Raw genomic sequence first — 21,504 nt, 5'->3', positions numbered from 1 at the left:
GGGCGCCGCGGCGTATGGCGCTCAGCGCCGGGTCCCGGGGCCGATGAGGGTGCGCTCGTACGGGTCGAGGAGCACGCCGTGGACCGAGGTGCGGACGCCGTGGACGATCCGCTGGTGTACGAGCGGGACGGTCGCGTCCGTGCGCAGGACCTCGGCCTCCGCGGCCATCGTCGCGGCCTGGCGCTTCGCGGGTTCGGCGGCGGACTCGGCCTCGGCGACGGCCCGGTCGACGCGCTTGTCGCACAGCAGTGCCAGGTTGTAGCTGCCGTCGCAGGTGAAGTCGCTGGCGAGGACGGAGACCGGGTCGCCGGTGTCGAGCATGGTGTTGCGCGCGCCGACGAACGCGTCGAACTTGCCGGCGAGCGCGTCGCCCTCGATCCGCGAGGACTCACGCACCTCCACCTCGACCGTGAACCCGGCCTTCTTCAGCTGCTGTTGCAGCACCTGGGCCACCTCGGGCAACTCGGGCCGGTTGTCGTAGGTGGCGAGGGTGATGGCGGTGCCGTGGACGCGCTCGGCCCGTGCCCGCCCCTCCGGCGCCACGCGCTTGCCGGCCGCCCAGGTCAGGGCGGGTCCGAACACGCCCTGGCCGCGGTCGGCGTGGCCCTCGTACACGTCCTCGGCGAGGACCGAGGTGTCGACCGCCGCCCGGGCGGCGGCCCGCACCTCGGGGTCCTTGAAGGGGCCGGAGCGGGTGTTCAGCAGCAGGCTGGTGGTGCGGGTGGTGGCCAGTTCGCGGGCGATGTCCTTGTCGAGGGAGGAGGTCTGGGCGACCGGCACCGCTTCGGCGATGTCCACCTCGCCGGTGCGCAGCGCGTTGGTGCGGGCCGTGCCGTCGGCGATGAACCGCGCGTCGACACCGGAGGCCCGGGCCCGGCCGCCCCAGTAGTCGTCGAAGCGGTTCAGGGCGGCCCGGTTGCCGCCGCCGGCCTTGGTGAGCGCGAATGGCCCGGTGGCGGTGGACGCCGGATCGACGGTGCCCCCTTCCCGATACGCCTTGGCGGACAGCACGGCCAGGCTCGGGCTGGAGAGCCGCAGCGGCAGCGCGGGGTCGGGGTCGGCGGTGGTGACGCGGACCTGCCGCTTCCCGGCGGGTTCGGCGGCGAGCTTCACCCCGGAGAGCGCGGCGGGGGCCGGATCGGCCTGGGCGGCGTGAGTGAGGGCGGTGGCGGCCGCGGCCGGGGTGAGGTCGGTCCCGTCCTGGAACCGGGCCTCGCGCAGGGTGAACAGCCAGGTGTGCTCGTTCTCCTGACGCCATGACTCGGCGAGCGCGGGGGACGCGGCACCGTTGCCGTCCAGCCGGGTCAGCCCCTCGGTGACACCGAGCCGGCTGAGCAGGGTGGCGTCACTGCCGTACGGCGAGAAGTTCTCGGCGGGCGGGAAGGCGAGCGCGACGCGCAGCCGGGTGTCGGCTCCGGAGCCGGACCGGGAGGAGTTGTCGTCGGCGGCGAAGCAGCCGGAGAGCAGCGGGGCGAGCAGCAGGGCGGAGACCAGCTGACGGCGGCGGGCGTGGCGCATGGTCCTCGTTCTCCACGAGTTCAACGAGCGGGATGTGCGAGCGGGCTTTACGAGCGGAACGCCGCACAGGCTACATGATTATCATTTCCATTAGTGCCGCCGCGAGGAACCACCCGCATGGGCACCTCGAAGTGCACGACGCTCTGCCCGCCGCCGGGCGCCGTCCGCTCGTCGCACACCACCTTCCCCAGGGACCGCCAGAAGGACTCGGCGCCGGGCACGGCGGGGTCGGTGTGCAAATAGACCGCGCCATAGCCGCCGTCCGCCGCCGCGAAGTCCAGCAACCGGCCCACCAGCCGCCGGGCGAGCCCACGCCGCCGGTGTTCGGGCCGTACGTACACCCGGCGGAGCTGCGCGGTCCGCCCGGAGGGGTAACGCTCGGCGAGGGCACGGGGGTTGGGCGGATGCGCGGGCCCCCGCGCGTCGAGCGCGCCCGTGGCGACGACCTGCCCGTCGCGCTCGTCGACGGCGACGAGCAGGGTGTGCCGCGCGGACCGGAGGTAGGCGCCCTCCGGATCGACGATGTCGCCGTGCCAGCGCGGCACGTATCCCGTACCGAAGTCCCGGTACACGGTGTCGAGCATCACGCTCCGGGCACCGTCGAGGTCTTCGGGCGTGGCCATCCTGATGCGGTAGCTATGCACTTGCATATCTTATGCATCAACAGTCGTGGTGCATCAGGGGTCGCGGCGGCGCAGCGCCATGAGGCCCCCGACGAGCGCCGCCGCCGTCCAGGCCAGCAGGATCACCAGCGCCGTCCCCGGGCCGAAGCCCCGGTGCGTGATGAACGACTCGTCCACCGTGACCACCCGCATCATCACCGCCCCGGCCTGGTCGGGCAGGAACTGCGCGACCGTCCGGATCTTCGGCACATTGCCGAGGCCCTGCGAGTTGAGGAAGAGCAGCGGGATCATGATTCCGAGCGTGAGCGCCGTACTGCGCAGCATCGTTGCCACCCCGATCGAGAACGCGCACATCAGCGTCAGATACGCCCAGGCGCCGAAGGTCGCGCGCAGTACGCCGGGGTCGCCGAGGGACACGCCCTGCGGGCCGAGCGCCCACTGCGCCGCGAAGAAGGTGATGTAGACGGTGAACAGCGAGAACACCAGCGCGGTCAGCATCGTGGCCGACACCTTGGCCCCGTAGAACAGCCCCCGGCGCGGCACCGCGAGAAGCGAGCCGCGGATGGTGCCGCTGGTGTACTCGGCGCCGATCTGCAGCACACCGAACACGACGAGGGCGATCTGGCCGACGGTCAGGCCGAGGAAGCCCGCCTCGACGGGGTCGAAGTTCTCCTGCCGTTCCCGGTCCATGCCGGCGAAGCTCGCGCTCATGGAGTGGCCGACGAGGATGCCGAGGCCGACGCTGACGACGAGGGACAGCAGCAGGGTCCACAGCGTCGAGCGGACGGTACGGATCTTGATCCACTCGGCGGCGAAGGCCGCCCGCATACGGGCCGCGTCCCTCATCGCGCACCTCCCGCCCGGTGTTCGGCGGCCTCGCCCGTGAGCCGCATGAACGCCTCTTCCAGCGAGGCCTGCCGCGTGCTCACCTCGTGCACCGTCAGGCCCTGGGCGGCCGCCAGCTCGCCGACCGCCGCGGCCCGCGTCCCGTACGCCTCCAGCGCCCCATCGGCCGCCCGCTCCACCCGGACGCCCATGCCCGCCAGCGCGGCGCGCATCCGATCCGGGTCGGGCGTGCGGATCAGCACGCAGGAGCGGGAGTTGGCCTCGATGAACGCAGCTACGGTGGTGTCCGCGAGCAGCCTGCCGCGCCCGATGACGATGAGGTGTTCCGCGGTGAGCGCCATCTCGCTCATCAGATGGCTGGAGACGAACACCGTCCGGCCCTCCGCGGCCAGGTCCTTCATGAGGTTGCGGATCCACAGGATCCCCTCGGGGTCAAGGCCGTTGACCGGCTCGTCGAACAGCAGCACCGGCGGATCGCCGAGCAGCGCGGCGGCGATGCCGAGCCGCTGGGCCATGCCGAGTGAGAGGCCCTTGGCCCGCTGGTGGGCCACGCCCGCCAGCCCGACCAGTTCCAGCACCTCGCGCACCCGCGCCTCGGGGATCCGATTGCTGCGGGCCGGCCACCGCAGGGTGTCGTACACGCTGCGGCCGCCGTGCACCGCCCTGGCCTCCAGCAGCGCCCCGACCCGGCGCAGCGGATCAGGCAGGCGCCGATAGCGGTCGCCGTCGATGAGGACATGGCCCGTGGTGGGGCGGTCGAGGTCCAGCATCATCCGCATCGTGGTGGACTTTCCCGCCCCGTTCGGCCCGAGGAACCCGGTCACCTGGCCGGGCCGCACGGTGAAGGACAGCCGGTCGACCGCGGTGGTGGTCCCGTACTTCTTGCTGAGGTCGCGCACTTCGATCACACCGCTCACGCTAGGAACCGGGCCAGGTGCCGCGCTGTGGGCGAAAGTCGCCCGTCGTCGGGACCAAAGTCGACACTCCTGTCAGGGCCTGTCGTCAAAGGGGGCGTCCGGCCGCGAGCGGCGTCTGGCCGGGGGCACCTCCCAGCGGTAGCTGGGGGCGCATCGCAAGGCGGAGCGTCGCCCTCGTACTGGGCGTACTCGGGCGGTGCGACAACGCGGCGAGGTGCCGTGCCAGGCGTCGGGAGCAGGGCGCCCCCTTTGACGACAGGCCCTGGGCCTTAGCCTGCTGCCATGAGCCTGCTGCCCCTGGGCCGAAGTTTTCCGGCCGCCGCCGTGGTCGTGGCGGACACCGCGCTGTTCGTGGCCGCGCGCCACGGCGGTCCGCTCCCCTGGGCCGCCGTGGCGTACGCGCTGGCCGTGGCCGGTGTGGTGGTGCTGGGCGAGCGGGCCCCGGCGGCAGCCTTCACAGCGGCCCTGCTGCTGGCGGCGCTGACCGGAGGCTCGTACGTGCTGCTGCTGTGGGCCGCCTACGGGGCCGGATCCCGCGCGCCGATGGGGCGGGACACGGCCCAGGTGGCGGGTGCCGTGCTCGGCTGGCTCGCGGTACGGCTCCTGGCCCGGCCGGCGGACGCGCCCGCTGTACCGCAACTGGTCTCGATCTTTGTGGTGTTCGTGGCGCTGCCGCTGCTCGTGGGCCGGTATCTGGCGCAGCATCGGCGGCTGGTGGCCGAGCTGGGCCGGCGCAACCGGCGGCTGCGCCGGGAGCGGGAGCTGCTGGCCGAGCGGGAGCGGCTGCGGATACGGCTGCGGATCGCCCGGGACATGCACGACTCCCTCGGCCACCGGCTCAGCCTGGTGTCGGTGCAGGCCGCGGCTCTGGAGGTGGCGGAGCTGCCATCGGCGCAGCGGGACGCCGTCCGGCAGTTGGCCGGGACGGCGCGCGGCGCCATGGATGAGCTGCACGAGCTGGTCGGGGCGCTACGGGGGACGGACGAGACGGCCGCCCGGGCGCCCGGGGCCGAGGCCATCGACGAGGTGGTGGCGGAGTTCCGGGCGGCCGGGGTGCCGGTGACACTGCGGCGCGGCGGCGGGAAGCCCCGCCCGCTGCCTCCGGCGGCCGGGGAGGCGGTGTACCGGGTGGTCGAGGAGGGGCTGACCAACGCGGCCAAGCACGCCCCGGGCCGCCCGGTGACGGCGTCCGTCACCTGGGAGCCGGATGCGCTGCTGATCACCGTGGTCAACCCGGTCGCGGGCGGGAAGGTGGAGCTCGCAGAGGCGGCGGGCGGTGGACACGGGCTGCGGGGTCTTGACGAACGGATGCGACAGGTCGGCGGGTTCGTGGATCACCGGCTGTCGGACGGCGGTTTCCGGCTGGTGGCGATGGTGCCAACTGCCCCGGACACGGCCTCCGACACCAAACCCGTCTCGGACCGCGACCTTGACGGCGATGAGGGTGTCGCCGGGGTCGGGGGCCTGCGCACCGTCGCGCTCGGATTCGCCACCGCCGCCGTGATGTTCGTGGTGCTGCCGGTCGGCATGCTGCTGGGGGTGGGCTGAGGTGATCAGGGTGCTGGTGGCCGACGACGAGCCGCTGATCAGGGCCGGTATCCGCACGGTACTGGAGTCGGCTCCCGATATCGAGGTGGTCGCGGTGGCGGAGCACGGCCGGGCGGCCGTGGCCGAGGCGGTCGCGCACCGCGTGGATGTGGCCCTGCTCGACATCAACATGCCGCTGCTGGACGGGCTGAGCGCGCTGGAGGAGTTGCGGCGGCAGGCGCCCGCGCTGCGCACGGTGGTGCTGACGGCGTTCGGGGCCGAGCCGAATGTGCTCCAGGCGCTGCAGAGCGGCGCGGCGGGGTTCGTGCTGAAGAACTGCACGCCCGACGAGTTGATCCGCGCGGTGCGCGCGGCGCACGGCGGCGAGGCCTATCTGTCCCCGGCGGTGACCCGCCCGGTGCTGGACCTGATCACCCCGGTCGCGGCCCGGCGCCGCCGGGAGGCCGCAGAGCGGCTGACGGCGCTCACCGAGCGCGAGTCGCAGGTGCTGCGCCTGGTGGCCGAGGGGATGTCCAACGCCGAGATCGGCCGGGAGTTGCATATGAGCGAGAAGACCATCAAGACGTATGTGAGCCGGGTGCTGGCCAAGTTGGGCTGCTCGAACCGGGTCCAGGCCGCCCTGCTGGTGCGCGACGCGGGCCCGACCGGCTGACCCGGCCGACTGGCCCGGGCCGGAGGCGCTCAGAGCCCGCGGGACCTGCTCAGACCCGGCGGGCCGCGCGCAGACCCCGCAGGACCCGCTCAGACCCCACGGGCCCCGCTCTCGATCCGGTACTGCGCCACCAGCGTCTCGAACTGCTCGGGGTCGCCCTCCCCCAGCTCGACCGGACCCCTCTCGCCGATGGCGGCGCGCACCTGGTCGGCCACCTCCGCCGCCCGCGCGCCGGAGGTGTAGACGCCGAGCACCAGCACCGTGGCCTCGTCGCCGTCGGCCCGCCGGTCACTGTCGAGGGTGAAGCCCCAGGGGACGTCGCACGGCCCGTCGTGCCATTCCTCCGGACACAGCAGGTGGGCGATCGGACCCTGCAGCGCGATGGCCTCCCCGCTGTCCGCGCAGCCGTACACGCGGATCTCGTATACGCGCGGCTCTTCTCCGACCGCCATACCACTCCCGTGCTCGATGTCCAGGTGACTGCCTGGCACGGTAGTGGCCACCGCCCGCCGCCGCACCGGGTTTTCGGCGGGCTCCTGGGAGCCCTGGGACCCCTGCCCGAGCATGATCGTCCGGGAGAGGACAAAGGTGATCGGCACGGCCGCCGCGGCGGCCATCAGCGGGGCCGCCCGATCGCCGGTGTGCAGGAGGTCGACGAGGACGTAGACCCCGCCGGTGGTGATGACGAAGTTGGCGGCCGTGGTCAGGGGGAAGAGCAGGAACTTCCGCCAGGTGGGGCGGGTGCGGTAGGTGAACCAGCAGTTGAGCAGGAACGAGCCGACCGTGCTGAGGGCGAAGGCGGCGACATGGGCCACGAGATAGGGCAGCCGGCGCAGGAACAACAGGTACATACCGTAGTAGGTGGCGGTGTTGACGACGCCCACCAGGCCGAATCTGACCGCCTGGCCGAGCATCGCCCGGCGCGCGGGCCTGGTACGAGAGGTCACCGGACGAAATCCTTCAGCTGGTCCTTGAGCGGGGCGGCGGCGGGGACGGCGTTGGTGGACTGCACCAGGAAGTGGGGGCGCCGCTTGACCTCATAGTAGATACGGCCGATGTACTCACCGATCACGCCGACCATGACCATCTGGACGCCGGCCAGCGCCGTGATGACGACGAGCAGGGTGACATAGCCGGGCGTGTCGACCCCGTTGACCGCCGCGCTGCCCACGATCCACGCCGCGTACAGCGCGGCCACCGACAGCAGCAGCAGGCCGAGGTAGACCGCGGCGCGCAGTGGCTTGTTGTTGAAGGAGATCAGCCCGTCGGCCCCGTAGTTGAGCAGCTGGCCGAAGGTCCACTTGCTGCGGCCCTCCTCGCGTACGGCGTTCTCGTACTCGAAGGTCACGCTCGGGAAGCCCACCCAGGCGAACAGCCCCTTGGAGAAGCGGTTGTACTCGGTCAGCCCCAGCACGGCGTCCACCGCGCGCCGGGACAGCAGCCGGAAGTCGCCGACGCCGTCGGCCAGCTCCACATCGACGAAGCGGTTGATGAGCCGGTAGTAGGCGCGGGCGGTGAGGACCCGGGTGACCCGGTCGCCGTCGCGGGTGCGCTTGGCGATGACCTGGTCATGGCCCTGGGCATGCAGCTCCACCATGCGCTTGACCAGCTCCGGGGGGTGCTGGAGATCGGCGTCCATGATGACGACGGCGTCGCCGGAGGCATAACGCAGCCCAGCCAGCATCGCGGCTTCCTTGCCGAAATTGCGGCTGAAGGAAACGTAGCGGACCCGGGGATCGGTTTCGGCCAGTTTTTTCAGCAGCGAAAGCGTACGGTCCTTGCTGCCATCATCCACGTAAACGAATTCACAGTCGTGGTCGATCGCCCTGAGTTCTCGTGTGAGGTGTTCATGAAAACGATCGATCACGGCTTCTTCGTTGTAGCAGGGTACGACGATGGAAATGAGCATGGTCTCCCCCGTGCGGAATTCGCGGGCGTCAGTGATGGACATGGCGGCTCTCCCGTCGGTTGCGCAGCAGCCGAAAGGCGGCCGGGAGGGTCAGGGCCAGCAGTGCGGCGGCTCCCACGGCGGAGCCGAGGCGCAGGCCGGGAGGGCGGAAGGTGCAGTCGATGGAGGTGGCGGAGCCGTCGAGCTCCACGGCGATCAGGCCGAGGTGGCTGTCGGCCGGGCGGTGCTCTCCGTCGCCCGCGGCGCACTGCCAGCCCGCGATCCGCGGGACGGCGACCACGGCGAGGCCGCGGGAGCCGGCGGGCAGTTCGGCCCGGATGCCGGTGTCGGTGACCTGCACGGAGGTGGCGCCGTGGGACCGGAGCCGGTCGACGGCCGTGCGCAGCCGTCCGGTGTCCAGGCAGCCGATGGAATCGGCGGGGACGGTGCCGCCCTTCTGGATGGTCAGATCCACCTCGACGCGCCCGGAGGCCGGGGCCTTCCCCAGCGGCTGCATGGGGGCGATCTTGGTGACCGGGTTGTCGCCCCGGAACCCGACCGGGGGCCGGTCGGCGCCGCGTAGCGCGGCGACCCCCCAGTAGTGCGGCGCCCACAGGAACACCTGGGAGCCGCCCGGGCAGGTGGCGGTCAGCAGCGCCTTCGGGCGGGAGTGCTTGGTGGGGCCGGGGGGCAGTCGGTAGCCGTGCTCGGGGGTGCGGGCGGCCGGGCCGCCGCCCGCGCCGCGTATCGCGACCTTGTCGGCCATGGTGTACACCCGGGCCCCGAGCAGGAGTTCCTGGTTGCGGAACGGCGAGGAGCCGAACGCGGGCGCCTTCTTGACGGCGGGCCGGACGGTGACCAGGGGTGGTACGGACGCGCGGGTGACGTACGGCTCGACGTCGATCGTCGCGTTCGGGTCCCGGTGCGGATCGGGCGGGGAGTGGACGCGGGCGCCGACCGAGAAGATCGCGTCGGTGACCGGGTTGTCCAGGCTCTGCAGGGACCGGCCGCGCGAGTACCAGCCGCCGCCGAGAGCGGTGAGGGTGCGGCTGAACACATCGGCGGTGAGGCTGCTGTAGTACTGCGCGCCCTGTCCGCCGACCAGCAGCGGGTCATTGCCGACGGTCTGTTCGCGGCCCGGGTCCGTACGGTACCGGGGCCAGCCGTTCGCGTCCGCGATCAACTCCTGCTGCTTCCGCTGGCGCTCGCCCCAGGGCGCGTAGTCGTCCAGATGCCCCAGCCGCAGCCGGTCGGCGACGGCCATGGTGGCCGCGGACTGGCCCACCTGGGCGCCGATCAGCAGGACGACGGCGAGGGCGGCGAGCAGCGGACGGTGGTGCCGCCTGGCGTACCGGGCCAGCAGGAGGGCGACCGCGACGGCGGCGAGCCCGACCAGCAGGAGCGGATAGGTCCAGGGGCGCATCAGCTCGGTGGAGCGGGACGCGCCCGCCGCGATCACCGCCAGCAGCGCGCCCGCGGCCAGCAGCGGGCGGCGGCCCGGTGTGCCGTGCGCGAAGGAGAGCCAGGCGGCGGTCACCAGCAGCCCGCACAGTACGAAGGTCTCCCGGTACTGGCTGCCGTTGGGGACGCTGAAGGCGTGCCAGGCCAGTTGGGTCGGCCCCCACTGGAAGGACAGCGCCACCGCCGCGACCAGCAGCGTCCAGCCGCTTCGCAGCCGCTTGGGGACCGCCGGGTTGAACGGCAGCGTCAGGGCGAGCAGCAGCGCCACCGTGTCGACGTAGACGGCCGGGCTGCTGAAGTTGTACGTGCCCGGCAGCAGCCGGGCCAGGACGTCCGTCCAGGGCTTGGGGGTGAACTCCATGACCCGGCCCGGGTAGGCGTGTTTGGTGCCGAAGTAGATGACCGAGACCATGGGCGCCGCGAGGCCCACGCCGACCGCCAGGACGCCCGCCAGCCGCGCCACGGGCCGCCACAGCGGCGCGAGCCGCTGCCGCAGGGGGACGCCGGTGGGGGCGGCCGCCAGGAGCCGGGTGAGCAGCAGCAGTACGGCGCCGAGGGTGGCCATGTACGCGGTGTAGAAGTTGGCGATCCACATGAGCGCGACCAGCAGCGCGCCCACGACGAACCGCCGCCCCGCCAGGACCCAGTGGCCGACCAGGCACAACAGCGGCAGCGCGATCAGCCCGTCCAGCCACATGGGGTTGTACGAGGCCTCGGCCACGGACCAGCCGCACAGCGCGTACGAGGCGCCGAGCGCCCCGGCCGCCCACCACCGGCCGGGGCGCAGCGTCAGCAGCAGTTGGGCCATCACCGCACCGGCCGTGGCCATCTTCAGCAGCGTGATCACATACACCGCGAGGTCGATCCGGTCACGCGGGAAGAGGGCGACGAGCAGCGCGAACGGGCTGCCGAGGTAGGTGCCCAGGTCGGGCAGGAAGCTGGCGCCATAGCCGGACTGCCAGTTGAGGAACAGGCCGCCGTCCCCGCGGCCGTGCAGCAGGTCCCACAGATGGGCGTGGAAGGGCACGAACTGATTGCCCAGGTCGTTCACGCTGCGGGTTCTGAACCCGAAGGGGTAGCTGCGGGCCACGGCGTCGCCGAGGCACAAGGCGGCCACCGTGACCAGGGCGGCGAGCGCGGCGGCCCGGGCGCGGACGCCGCGCGGGACGTCCGGAAGCGCGTCCGGCAGCGCGACCGGCGGTGCGTCGGACGCGGGCGGCGCGGCGGCTTCGCGCGGCTGGTCATCCGGCCGGGTGCGGGCCGGTTGGCCGGTCATGAGCGATCGCATGAATTCGTCAGGATCCAATTCCGATAGACGGCGTGAATTTTGACTTCACGCCGATTACTTGTCCGGCGACGCGGACGAGTTCCCATGGCGTGGGTCACACTTCACGGCCGCGTACGCGGGCAGCTCGAATGGACGTCGCACGACTCCCCCCAGTGGAATGCGCGGCGCGCTCACTCGGCCTGTTTGACCCCGCGAATCCTTGATTGGTTGCCCCGCTGTCTGCGGAATTTACAAAACGATGGGGCGACTTCCGGAATTAATCCTTCGTATTTGCTGTGTTCACCTTTTGGGCGGCGAGAGGAAACGTACGAGGCGTCAGGGGACGGCAGTTGGGCGGCCCGGCCGCGGTCGCTTAGACGATCTTCCAGCGCACCAGGGTTCCCAACACCAGCGCTCCGGGGATCAACGGGAGCCAGACCGTGATGAAGCGGTAGGCGAGCACCGCGGAGGTGGCGGCGTCCGCCGGGGCCCCGGTCGCGACGAGCGCGATGACCAGCGCGGCGTCCACGGAGCCGATGCCTCCGGGCGACGGGATGGCCGCGGCCAGGCACGTCGCGGCCAGATAGGCCAGTACGACATGCCCGGGCGGCACGTCCAGCTCCACCGCGACGGCGACCGCCGCGAGCCCGGCCGCCTGCAGCACGGGAAAGGCCACCGCACCGCCCCACAGGGCAAGCGCCCTGGACGGCCGGGCGTGCAGCGAGCGGGCGTCGGTGAGCGCGGTGACCAGGAAGGTGCGGACGATCCGGCGCACCGGACGGATCGCCAGAACCGCGGCCACCAGCGCGCAGACCACCGCCCCGGCCGTCAACGGCAGCGCCGCCCCGATCCGGTCCGGGAGCAGCGGCCCGATCCTGAGCGCTTCGGGGAAGGCGAGCAGGAGGACCAGCAGCAGCCCGATGCGGGCGGTGGCCTCCGCGAGGAAGTACAGGGCGAGCGCGGCCGAGGAGCGGGCGGCGGGGAGGCCGCAGCCGGTCATGAAGCGGATGTTGACCGCGCTCGCGCCGATCCCCGACGGCAGCAGGTGGTTGGCCGCCCCCGCGGCGAACTGGGTGGCGAACAGCCGCCCCGGAGGCAGCCGTTCCAGGACGGTGCCCTGCCGGGCGAACGACACGGCGACCCAGCCGAGACCCGTCGTGGCGACCGCGGCGAGCAGCCAGTAGGGGTTGGCGTCAAGGAGCTGACGGGCGCCGGAGCCGATGAGCGACCAGTGCCCGATCACCCATACGGCGACGACGGCGATCGGCAGCAGGCACAGGATCTGACGCAGCGGAAGCCGCCGGCGGGCGGGGAGGCTCTGCCGCTCGGGCATCATCGTCGCGGGCATGTGCGCTCACAGGTGCTCGGGGGCGGAGAGACCGGGGCGGTGTGGTCAGGGTGTCCATCGTGGGAGACGTCGAGACGTACTCGGATCGACATCCGGTCGGCGCGGCGGTGGCGAAAAGGCGACGTCCGGCCCACGCACGGGGACGTCCGGCCCACGCGTAGGGGCGTCCGGCTCGCACACCGGGACATCCGGCTCGCGCACCGGGAGGGCGAGCAGCAGGCCGAGGCAGATCCATACGTAGGCGTTGCTCCCCAGGAAGCCGTCCACACCGGTGGGGTGGAGGCGCCACAGCCACACCACGCTGCTGCACAGGATCACATACACCGCGGCCGCGGTGGACAGCAGCCGGCGGCGGCGCGCGGGCGGCGTTTCGGACCGCAGCCCGGTGTCGACCAGCACCGTCAGGGCCGGGATCAGCCACACCAGATGGTGCACCCAGGTGATCGGGCTGACCAGGCAGGCGGCGACGCCGGTCAGCGCGAACCCCGCCGCCTCGTCCCCCGCGGCGGCCGCGCGCCGTACGCGATGGGCCCACAGTGCCATGACGGCGAGCGCCCCCAGCGCCCAGATGGCGCCGCTCGGCGGGACGGGGTCGGTGAGCCGGGCCAGCACTCCGCGCCACGACTGGTTGGAGACATACGCGGCGACCCCGATGCGGTCGGTGTCCCACAGGTCCTCGGTCCAGTAGTCCCGTGACGCGGTCGGCGCCACCCAGGCGGCCAGCAGGGTCGCGGCCGCCGCGGTGCCCGCGGCCGTTCCGGCGGCGCGCCGGCGCCCGGTGACGGCCAGGCAGCAGATGAAGATCGCCGGGGTGAGCTTGATCGCGGCGGCGATGCCGATGGCGAACCCCGCGTACTTGCCGCGGCCGGTGGACAGCAGCCAGGCGTCGAAGAGCACGAGCGCCAGCAGGACCAGGTTGACCTGGCCGAAGCTGAAGGTGTCCCGGACCGGCTCCAGCAGGGCGAACAGGCAGGCCGCCATGGCGAAGGCGAACCACCGGTGCCGGGCGTGGCGGCGTACGAGGGGACCGGTCAGCCAGTACAGCACGACCGCCGAGGCGGCCAGGTTGAGCAGCATGCAGATGGTGATCGCGCCCGACCAGCTCACCAGGGCCATCGGCAGCATGCACAGGGCCGCGAACGGCGGGTAGGTGAAGCCGTAGGCGGTGCCGTCCGCGCCGGGCACCGTGTAGTCGTACATGCGGCCCCCGTCGTGCAGCCAGTGGTCGACGGTGCCGTAGTAGACGCTCAGGTCGAACCAGTCGCGGTGGAGCGGCACGGTGGCCAGGAAGAGCGCCACGGCCCCGGTCAGCCCGAGCGTCAGCAGCAGTCGGCCGCGCGTGGTGGTGGGGCCCGTCATGCCGCGTGCTCCGTCCAGTGGTCGCCTGCGGCGAGTCTCGGGGCCAATTTGACGCACCACAGCGTGAGCAGGGCCAGCGCCCCGCCGCATACGGCGAGGGTCAGCTGCTGTCGGTCCGGCGCGAATCCGCTGGGCAGTACGGCCAGGGCCAGCACCCCGCTCGCGGCGGCGACCGCCCGGCGCACCGGTCCGCTCGGCGCTGCCGCGGCGATGAGGAACAGCCCCCACAGCAGATACCAGGGGCGGATCGCGGGGCCGAGCGCCGCCACCGCCATCAGGCTCAGCCCCAGCGCGTAGACGGGGCGGGAGCGGGAGGCGCGCAGCCAGACGACCGCGACGGTGACGGCCGTCGCCAGCAGGCCGAGCGCATGCCAAGCCGGGGTGGCCAGCGGCGCCAGACCGCTGCCGAGGGCGTCCAGGGCGGCGCCGGTGGCGCGGCCGAGGGCGCTGGTCAACGCCCAGTTGTCCGGGGAGACCGGGGTGGTCAGGGCGGTGATCCAGCCATAGCCGGTGCCGGCGACGGCCGTCGCCGCGCCCGTGGTGCCCAGCGCCAGGGCGCCGGTGGCCAGTACGGCCCGGGTACGCCGCCATCTCCCCCTCAGCAGGCCCGCCCAGAGCGCGGCGACGGCCAGCAGCCCGAGCGCGGCGGGCGCCTTGACCAGGGCGGCCAGGGTGACCAGCACGGCGCCGCACGCGGGCCACCGGCCGGTCGCGGCCACCAGCCCGGCGCCGAGCAACCCGATCATCACGGCGTCGTTGTGTGCCCCGCCCACCAGGTGGATCAGCAACAGCGGATTGAGCGCCCCCAGCCACAGGGCGGCGGCCGGATCGGTGCCGCAGCGGCGTGCGAGCGCGAGGAGGGCGAGGATCATCAGCGCCACGCCGGCCAGCGCGACCAGCCGCATGCCGAACACCCCCGCGGACACCTCGGTGCGTGAGGCGCCCACGACCGCCGTCTCGAAGGCCAGGGACACCGGGCCGTAGGGGGCGGGGGTGTGCTGCCACAGGGGCGCCACCTCGGCGGCCAGCGGCCCGCCGAGCCGGGCGGGGCCGTGTACGTACACGTCGATGCGCGCGTCGACCATGGCGCCCTGGGCGAGATAGCTGTAGACGTCCCGGCTGAACAGCGGGGGCGCGGCCAGCAGCGGGGCGGCCCAGACGGCGAGGGTCACCAGCAGGTCGCGCGGGTCCGGCGGCCGGGGGCCGCGTACCGCGCGGCCCAGCAACAGCCAGGCCCCGACCAGCAGTACGAGGCCGAAGTACGTACTGACCAGGCCGAGCGCGGCGCCCCCGGAATCGGGGACCAGGACGTCCGCCACGGGCAGCGCGCCGGCCGTCCTTCCTCCCGCCGCCAGCGCCAACGAGCCCGCGAGCCCGAGCAGCACGCACTGGTGCGGATGGACGACAAGGGCGACATGGGCGACACGGCTCAGGAACACACGGCGGACCAGCACCTGACCAGAATTGGCCCGCCGTGTGTCCGAAAATTGACGCTGCGGTCACCGTCAGTCGGCGGCCAGGTGTCGGCCGCCTGGCGTACCCCCGGCGATGTCAAGACCCATGTGCTCGGCGAGTCCGACGGCGAGCTCCGCCACCGTCGGGTGCTGCCAAACGAAGTTGGCGGCGAGCTTGACGCCCAGGCCGGATTCGAGCCGCACGCGCAACTCCATGGCCAGCAGGGAGTCGAAGCCGAGGGCCTTCAGGGAGGTCTGCGGGTCCAGCGTGGAGCCGCTGAGGCGCAGGACCGTACGGATGTGGTCGCCCAAGTACGCCTCCAGGGCGGAGCGGCGGGCCAAGCCCGCGGGGAGCGCGGCCAGCCGGGCGCGGATGTCGTCGCCGTCCCTTGCGTCGCCTGTGTTCTGTGTGCCATCGGCGTCGTCGGTGCCGTCGGTTCCGCTGGGAAGCAGCGGGCCGAAGAGCGCCGACTGCCGCCCGGCCGCCGGAATCCAGGTGCCCGGCTCACCGGGGATCACCCCGGTCTGCACCCGGCCGTGCGCCAGCAGGGCGCCCAGCGCTCGTAGGCCCCGGTCGGTGGGGATGGTCTCGTAACCGCGGTCGGCGAAGCCGGTGGCGACGCCGGTCTCGCCCCACGGGCCCCAGTTGACCGCGAGGGTGGGCAGCCCGCGCGCGGAACGCCAGGCCGCGAACCCGTCCAGCCAGGCATTCGCGGTGGCGTACGCGCCCTGGCCGGGGTTGCCCAACAGCGAGGCCATCGAGGAGAACACCGCGAACCAGTCCAGCGGCTGCCCGGCGGTGGCCTCGTGCAGCCGCCACGCACCGGTGGCCTTGGGCGCCCACACCCGCCGCAGTTGGTCGTCACGGATGTTGGTGACCGTCGCGTCGTCCAGCGCCATGGCGCTGTGCACCACCCCACGCAGCGGCGTCCCGTCCGCGGTGGCGGCGGCCACCAGGCGCTCGGCCGTGCCCGGCCGGGCGATATCGCCGAGCACCACGGTGATCCGGGTCCCGGCTGCCGAGAGTTCATTGAGTTCCCGCGCGGTGGCGGCCGTGGGGGCGGTGCGGCCGTTCAGTACGAGATGTCCGGCGCGCCGGGCCGCCAGCCAGCGCGCGGTGGCAAGACCCAGGCCGCGCAGACCGCCGGTGATCACATAAGCCCCGCCCTCGCGCACCGGCCGCGGTCCATCGGGCAGCACGGCGCCGGTTTCGCCCTGTTCCGGCACGGTCAGCACCAACTTGCCGATATGGCCCGCACCCGCCATCAGCCGAAACGCGTCGGAGGCCGCCGACAGCGGAAACTCCGTACACCGCAGTGGCGCCAGCCGCCCCTCGGCCAACTCGGCGACCACCTCGCGCAGCGCCGCGCCGAACACCGCCAGCCGGTCGCGCTGCAGTTCGCCGAGGTCCACGGTGCTCAGCGTGATGTTGTGGCGCAGCGGCGCCAGACCCAGCGGGGCGTCGGAGAGGATGTCGCGCACGCCCAGCTCGACGAACCGGCCGAACGGCCGCAGCGCTTCGAGCCCGGCCCTGATCGCCGCGCCGGCGAGTGAGTTGAGGACGACGTCGACCCCTTCCCCGCCGGTCGCCGCCCGGGCCTGCGCGCAGAAGTCCAGCGAGCGCGAGTCCATGACGTGGGCGATGCCGATGCCGCGCAGAAACCGCCGCTTGTCCTCACTGCCCGCGGTGGCCAGCACCTCCGCGCCCAGCAGCCGCGCCACCGCGACGGCGGCCAGCCCGGTGCCGCCGGTCGCCGAGTGGATCAGCACCCGCTCCCCCGGCGCCAGCCGGGCGACATGGCGCAGCGCGTACCAGGCGGTGAGGAACGCGATGGGCAATCCGGCGGCGGTGACCGCGTCGAGACCGTCCGGAACGGGTGCGACCACCTCGGCGGGTACGACGGTGAACGAACCGAACGCCCCACCGTTCACATCCGCGGCCAGCACTCGGTCGCCAACGGCGAACTCGGTGACACCCGCCCCGACCGCGGTCACCTCTCCCACGCACTCGAAGCCGATCCGGTACCGGATGTCGCGGTCACCGGGCAGCAGCCCCATGGCGGTGAGAACGTCCCGGAAGTTCACCCCGGCCGCGGCCACCCGCACCTCCACCTCCCCCGCCCCCGGGCGCCGCCGCCCCGTCGCGGCGAGCTCCAGGCTGCCGAGATCCCCGAGCCGGCCTGCCCGCAGCCGGAAGCCGTCCACGCCGTAGCGCACGCTGCGGGCGACGGCCGCGGAGCGTTCGGCGTCCGTCAGCGGCGCGTAGGCCAGCCGCGCGACGTGGCGAGCGGCGCCGCGCAGGGCGACCTCGTCCTCGGGCGCGTCGGCGAGCAGTTCCGCGGCCAGGTCCGACAACCAGGTGGGGGCGGGGGTGGCGAGGTCGGTCGCCCCGGCGCGATCCGTGATGGAGCCGATGGGTGCGGTGTCCACCAGCGTGGCCCGCATGCGCGGGTGTTCGAGGGCGAGCACTCGGACCAGCCCGCGGAGCGAACTCTGCGTCGGGTCCGCAACCTCCCCGGATGCCACGGCACGGGCGCCGCGGGTGATCACGTACAGACGGGGCGGCTCGGCGCCGCAAGCGGCGATCGCCTGGGCGGCGCCGAGCGCCCTGCACGTGCGGGCGAGGGCTTCAGTGGCCGGGTCCGCGTCGGTATCCGCACCGCTCAGCAGGACCACGGCCGTGGTGGCGCGCTGGGCCAGGCGGGCGGTCAGGGATTCACGGAAGGCGTCGAGGCGGCGGGCGTCCGGGGGCCAGTTCCAGGTGTCGGCTCGCGCCCCGGCCGCGCGCAGCGCGTCGGCCAGTTCCCCCGCCGGGGCGTCCGTCCCGCCCTCGCCGACGACCAGCCAGTCTCCCGCCGGGCCGGTGGCCGCGGGTGTCGGCCGCTCGGCGCGGTGCCAGCCGGTCTCGAGGAACCAGTGGTCGACTTCGGCGGGCTCGGGGACGGCGCGGCGCGCCAGCCGCAGCCCGTCGATGGCCAGGACCGGGGTGCCCGCCTCGTCGAGCAGCCGGATGTGGCCGATGAGCGTGTCGGGCGTGGCCTCGACGACGCGGGCGTGGCAGTACGCCGCGGTCGCGGTATCGCCGAGGACCCGTGCGGAGCGGATCCGGACCGGCAGGATCAGCCCGGGGTCGGTCTCGTGCAGCAGCCCCGCTATGAGGAGTTGACCGCACAGGTCGACGAGGGCGGGGTGGACGCGCAGCGCGTGCTCGGGGGTGCGCGCCGCCTCGGGTATCTCGACCCGTGCCCAGAAACTGTCGCCGCGGCGGGAGGCGTACGCCTGGGTGATCCCGTTGAACGCCGGCCCGTGGTGGAGCCCGCGGGCCCGCATGTTGGCGTACAGGGAGGCGGGTTCGACGGGGACCGGGTGGCGCAGGGCGAGGTTTTCCACGGACGCGGCGCGCGGCCTCGGGGGTACGGCCAGCCGGCGCACCACCGCAGTGGACTGCCGTATCCAGGTGCCGTCGTCGCCGCGTCCGAAGATCTCGCAGTCGGCGCGGTCGGCGGCGGCCAGGGTGAGCGTGGTGGTGATGTCGGTGTGCTCGGCGAGCCTCAGCGGCTCGCGGAAGTGCACCTCGGTGACCTCGACTTCGGTGGGCAGGGCGTCGAAGACCTCGCAGGCGGTGGTGAGCGCGATGGCGTAGTGGGCGGCTCCGGGCAGTACGGGGGCGCCGTGGACCTTGTGGTCGTCCAGCCAGGGCAGCGCGGCGGTCCCGGTCTCGCCGAGCCAGGTGTGCCGGACCGGATCGCCGGGCACCTCCGTGTGGCTGCCGGGCAGCGGACCGGCGGCGGGGCCCGGCGGCCCTCCCGGAAGGGCTGAGAGGGTGGGCCGGGTCCAGTGGTGTTTGCGGTCGAAGGTGATGGTGGGGACGTCGACGAGGGCAGCCCTTGGGCACAGCCGCTGATACAGCCGTGTCCAGTCCACAGGGACGCCCGCGCAGTGCAGGGCGGCCAGTTGGGTGCGGAAGGTGGCTGTCTCGTCCTCGTCGCGGCGCAGCGTGGGCAGCACGACGTGTCCGCCGCCCATGCCGCCCATGTCACCCATGGCCTCCAGGCAGCGGCCGACGGAGTGGGTGACGACCGGGTGCGGGGCGATCTCGACGTACACGAGGTGGCGGTCGGCGGCCGCCGCGGCGACGGCCGCGGCGAACCGGACCGGGTGGCGCAGATTGGCGCACCAGTAGTCGGCGTCGAAGGCGGGGACGGTGTGCGGATCGTCCAGCACGGTGGTGTAGAACGGCAGGCTCGGTGTGCGGGGTGTCAGATCGGCGAGGGCGTCGCGCAGATCGGCCAGGAGCGGGTCCACTTGGGGGGAGTGCGAGGCGACGTCCACCGCGACCAGGGCGGCCGGGATGCCGCGCGCCTCCCAGCCGGCGACCAGACGCTCCAGGTGTGCCGCGTCCCCGGCCACGACCGTGGCGTCGGGCGCCGCCATGACCGCGACCGTGACGGCGGCTCCCACCGCCCCGGCTCCCCCGGCCGCGGCCCCCGTAGTCCCGGGTTCAGCGCCGGATTCGGCCCCGCGTTCCGCGTCGAGTTCGGCCTGTACGTCGTCCGCCCCCAGGCCCACCGTCGCCATCGCGCCCCGCCCCGCGACCCGGGTCAGCAGCGCGGAGCGGCGGCAGATCACCCGTACCCCGTCGGCCAGGGACAGCGCCCCGGCCACGACCGCGGCGGCGACCTCGCCCATGGAGTGTCCGATGACCCCGGCGGGTTCCACGCCGTGGGCGCGCCAGGCCGCCGCAAGCGCGGTCTGCAGGGCGAAGAGCACCGGCTGGACCCGTGCGCAGCCGGTCACCGGTTCGCCGGAGCGCACCACGTCGAGGACCGAGAACCCGGCCTCGGCGGCGATCAGTTCATCGGCCTCGGCGAGCGCGGCGGCGAAGGCGGGCTCCACGTTCAGCAGTCCGCGACCCATACCCGGCCACTGCGAGCCCTGGCCGGAGAACACCCACACCGGGCGCCGGGACACCGCGGCTCCCACCTCCCCGATCACCGCCGCCGGATGGGCCCGCCCGGCCTGTGACGCGCGTAGAATTCGCACGAGTTCGCCCCGCGACGCCGTGACGACACCGAGCCGCCCACGGCCCGGGCTGCGCCGCACCGCGAGCGTGTGGGCGATGTCGCGCAGCGGTACGGTCGCGCCGTCGCCTTCCAGCCAGTCCGCGAGGCGCCCCGCAGCGGCCGGAAGGGCCGCCCGGGAGCCGGCCGGCACGAGGAAGACCAGGGGTGCGGCGTCCCGCTCCCGCCTCGGTGGCCGCGCGCGCCGGCGGGCCGAGGTGGCGGGTGGCTCCTCCAGCAGCACATGCGCGTTGGTCCCGGAGAACCCGAAAGAGGACACGGCGGCCAGCCGGGGGGTGGTGAGCATCGGCCAGCGCGTCGGCTCGGTGGGTACGAACAGCCGCGTCGCGGCGGCGTTCTCGATGGCCGGGTTCCAGCGGGTGAAGTGCAGGTTGGGCGGTATCGTCCCCCGGCGCAGGCACAGCACGGCCTTGACCAGCCCGGCCACCCCGGCGGCGGGTTCCAGGTGGCCCAGGTTGGTCTTGAGCGACGCCAGGGCACATCGGCCGGGGCCGTTCCCGTACACCGCGGCGAGGCTGGCGAACTCCACCGGGTCCCCCACCGGGGTACCGGGGCCGTGCGCCTCGACCATCCCGACATCGCGCGGATCGACCCCGGCCCGGGCCAGCGCCTCCTCGTACAGGGCGCGCTGGGCGGCGGCCGAGGGCGCGGCGAGTCCGTCGGACCGGCCGTCCTGGTTGACGGCGGAGCCGCGCAGCACCGCCAGGATCCGGTCGCCGTCCCGTACGGCGTCGGCGAGGCGTTTGAGGGCGACGATCCCGCAGCCCTCGCCGCGCACGAAGCCGTCGGCGGCGGCGTCGAAGGCGTGGCAGTGCCCACGGCGCGAGAGCATGCCCATCCGGGTGAACGAGCGAGTGATCTTGGGGTCGAACATCAGGGTGACCCCGCCGGCCAGGGCCAGGTCGCACTCGCCCGCGCGCAGCGCCTGGGCCGCGAGGTGCACGGCGACCAGCGACGAGGAGCAGGCGGTGTCCAGGGCGACGCACGGGCCGTGCAGCCCCAGCAGATAGGAGATCCGGCCCGCCGCCACGCAGTGCCCGTTCGCCAGGATCGAGCCCTCGTTCTCATGGGGTTGCCAGTCGAGGCAGTCCAGGTAGTCGTGGTAGCTGAGCCCGGTGAAGACGCCGGTCGAGGTGCCGGCCAGCCGCTCGGGTGGCATCCCGGCGTGTTCCAGGGCCTCCCAGGCCACCTCGAGCAGCAGTCGGTGCTGGGGGTCGAGGATGTCCGCCTCACGGCCGGATACGCCGAAGAAGTCGGCGTCGAAGCCGGAGACATCGCGGAGATACCCGCCCCGTACGGATACGGGGGTGCCGTCCGACAGGGTCTGCGGGCCGGGGGCCCGCGCACCGCGCGGTGCGCACAGTTCCGCCCGCTCGGCCGGGGGATCCCCCAGCGCCTCCCGGGCGTCCATCAGCAGCCGCCACAGCGCGGCGGGCGAGTCGACGTCTCCCGGGAACCGGCAGCCCATGCCGACCACGGCGATACGGTCGGCACTCTGGCCGGGCGGCCGTCCGGATGCGTATGTGTTCTTGCTCATCGGGT

Annotated in this window: 12 protein-coding genes and 1 pseudogene; 2 read left to right on the top strand and 11 right to left on the bottom strand. The window is 73.4% G+C overall.

The features are described from left to right. Positions 1–21: 21 nt before the first annotated feature. Genes ACFV2X_RS28865 through ACFV2X_RS28850 form a run of 4 tightly spaced genes read right to left on the bottom strand, consistent with a single transcriptional unit; the run spans position 22 to position 3,895 of the window. A complete protein-coding gene (locus ACFV2X_RS28865) occupies positions 22–1,518 on the bottom strand; it encodes an ABC transporter substrate-binding protein (RefSeq protein WP_385621810.1) in 1,497 nt (498 codons plus the stop codon). Between the two features lie 47 nt (positions 1,519–1,565). After that, positions 1,566–2,141: a GNAT family N-acetyltransferase gene (locus ACFV2X_RS28860; RefSeq protein ID WP_385621808.1), complete on the bottom strand. Its 576-nt coding sequence runs from the start codon at positions 2,139–2,141 to the stop codon at positions 1,566–1,568. Positions 2,142–2,195: 54 nt separating this feature from the next. Then, positions 2,196–2,987 (bottom strand): ABC transporter permease, encoded by a 792-nt coding sequence (locus ACFV2X_RS28855; RefSeq protein WP_385621806.1) that lies wholly within the window; start codon positions 2,985–2,987, stop codon positions 2,196–2,198. Then, a complete protein-coding gene (locus ACFV2X_RS28850) occupies positions 2,984–3,895 on the bottom strand; it encodes an ABC transporter ATP-binding protein (protein ID WP_385621803.1) in 912 nt (303 codons plus the stop codon). Before ACFV2X_RS28850 ends, ACFV2X_RS28855 begins: the two co-directional genes overlap by 4 nt. A 291-nt stretch (positions 3,896–4,186) precedes the next feature. Between ACFV2X_RS28850 and ACFV2X_RS28845 the strand changes: the two genes are divergently transcribed. Together ACFV2X_RS28845 and ACFV2X_RS28840 are read left to right on the top strand one after the other, a co-directional pair. Then, positions 4,187–5,452: a sensor histidine kinase gene (locus tag ACFV2X_RS28845; protein WP_385621800.1), complete on the top strand. Its 1,266-nt coding sequence runs from the start codon at positions 4,187–4,189 to the stop codon at positions 5,450–5,452. A 1-nt stretch (position 5,453) separates the two neighbouring features. Further along, a complete protein-coding gene (locus ACFV2X_RS28840) occupies positions 5,454–6,104 on the top strand; it encodes a response regulator transcription factor (RefSeq protein WP_358642913.1) in 651 nt (216 codons plus the stop codon). A 560-nt stretch (positions 6,105–6,664) separates the two neighbouring features. Here ACFV2X_RS28840 and ACFV2X_RS28835 read toward each other — a convergent pair. The 7 genes and pseudogenes from ACFV2X_RS28835 to ACFV2X_RS28805 form a co-directional block, all read right to left on the bottom strand. After that, positions 6,665–7,018 (bottom strand): annotated as a pseudogene (locus ACFV2X_RS28835) (GtrA family protein); the annotation flags it as partial. A gap of 29 nt (positions 7,019–7,047) precedes the next feature. Then, the gene (locus ACFV2X_RS28830) at positions 7,048–8,013 is read right to left on the bottom strand and encodes a glycosyltransferase family 2 protein (RefSeq protein WP_385621951.1); all 966 of its coding nucleotides are present in this window, start codon (positions 8,011–8,013) and stop codon (positions 7,048–7,050) included. A 28-nt stretch (positions 8,014–8,041) separates the two neighbouring features. Next, a complete protein-coding gene (locus ACFV2X_RS28825) occupies positions 8,042–10,729 on the bottom strand; it encodes a YfhO family protein (protein ID WP_385621797.1) in 2,688 nt (895 codons plus the stop codon). Positions 10,730–11,093: 364 nt separating this feature from the next. Continuing rightward, a complete protein-coding gene (locus tag ACFV2X_RS28820) occupies positions 11,094–12,068 on the bottom strand; it encodes a YbhN family protein (protein ID WP_385621795.1) in 975 nt (324 codons plus the stop codon). A 45-nt stretch (positions 12,069–12,113) separates the two neighbouring features. After that, entirely contained in the window at positions 12,114–13,427 is a 1,314-nt protein-coding gene (locus ACFV2X_RS28815; RefSeq protein ID WP_385621793.1) for a glycosyltransferase 87 family protein, read from the bottom strand. Next, complete coding sequence (gene mptB / locus ACFV2X_RS28810; protein ID WP_385621949.1) at positions 13,424–14,866, bottom strand: polyprenol phosphomannose-dependent alpha 1,6 mannosyltransferase MptB; 1,443 nt, start codon at positions 14,864–14,866, stop codon at positions 13,424–13,426. The genes ACFV2X_RS28815 and mptB overlap by 4 nt, the downstream gene beginning before the upstream one ends. A 66-nt stretch (positions 14,867–14,932) precedes the next feature. Next, on the bottom strand, positions 14,933–21,499 hold the full coding sequence (locus ACFV2X_RS28805) for an SDR family NAD(P)-dependent oxidoreductase (RefSeq protein ID WP_385621791.1): 6,567 nt from the start codon (positions 21,497–21,499) through the stop codon (positions 14,933–14,935). Positions 21,500–21,504 lie beyond the last annotated feature (5 nt).

This window comes from Streptomyces sp. NPDC059679, from assembly GCF_042734105.1.
GTDB lineage: Bacteria > Actinomycetota > Actinomycetes > Streptomycetales > Streptomycetaceae > Streptomyces.
Note: the sequence above shows the minus strand (reverse complement) of the source record. Positions and strands in the feature narration are given on the sequence as shown.